Source organism: Streptomyces sp. YGL11-2, from assembly GCF_050054615.1.
GTDB lineage: Bacteria > Actinomycetota > Actinomycetes > Streptomycetales > Streptomycetaceae > Streptomyces.
On sequence record NZ_JBNHIN010000158.1, the window covers coordinates 1 to 1,119 of the forward strand.

At 66.3% G+C, this 1,119-nt stretch carries 1 pseudogene; it reads right to left on the minus strand.

What is annotated here, in order from left to right:
- Positions 1-1,038 (minus strand): annotated as a pseudogene (locus ACO1BR_RS44130) (IS3 family transposase); the annotation flags it as partial.
- Between the last annotated feature and the right edge of the window lie 81 nt (positions 1,039-1,119).

The following is a 1,119-nucleotide window of genomic DNA, read 5'->3' on the forward strand; positions in this document are numbered from 1 at the left end:
CGTTGGCCAGTTCGACCCGGGTCTTCCACCGCTTGCGGTTGAGCAACTCGATCTGCATCGAGGACCAGAACGACTCCATCATCGCATTGTCCAGGCCGTCCCCGACCGTGCCGAACGACGGCAGGAGCCCGGCGGAGCGGATCCTTTCCCCGAAGACCCAGGAGGTGAACTGGGTGCCGTGATCGGCGTGAACGATCCCGCCCGGCTCGGGGCGGCGGTTGCGGATGGCCATGTCCAGCGCGTTGACCACGAGGGTGGAGTCCTGCCGTGAGTCGATGGACCAGCCCACGATCCTGCGGCTGAACGCATCCAGGACCGCCGCGCAGTACACCCACCCTTCCCTGGTGCGGTGTTGCGTGATGTCGGTGACCCACAGCTCGTCGGGACGCAACCGATGGAACTTCCGGTTGACCAGGTCCTCGGCGGTGACGACGCCACGCAGCCGCTTGATGCGCACCGGTCCGGGCAGGCCGTGGATCCCGGCCTGAGTCATCAGCACCGACACGGTCCTGGTGCAGACCCGGATGCCCATGCCCAGAGTGAGCTCGGCGTGGATGCGGCGGTAGCCGTAAGTGCCGCGGGAAGCGACATGAACCTCTCGGATCACCCCGGTCAGCCAGTCCCGCCGTAGCTGCCGTGGAGTGGTCGGTGTGCGCTTGTGCTTGTAGTAGTTCTGCCGGGCGACGCCAAGGATTCGGCAGCACCTGTTGACCGGTGCCCCGGCATCGACGAGTCGGTCGATCACCGGGTAGAGCCTTTTGGGGCCGGCTTGTCCTCGCCGAGGAACTTCGCCGCCTGCTGGACGATCGCCAGCTCGGTTTCCAGCTCATGGATCCGCCGGCGAGCGGCCCGCAACTCAGCGGACTCGCTCGACGGCGTTCCCGGTCGCCGCCCGTTGTCGATGTCGTCTTGCCGCAACCACTTCGACAACGTGACGGGATGGATACCGAGCTCCACCGCCGTCTGTTTGGCCTGCTTGCCGGCGCGGATCAGCGCGATGGCACGCGCCCGGAACTCCGGAGGATAGGGACGAGGCATGACTGCCAGCCTTCCGTGAAGGGCTGTCAGTTAGCCACCAGAACTGGAACCTGAGAGGTGGGGCAGGTCAACCCGTCACCC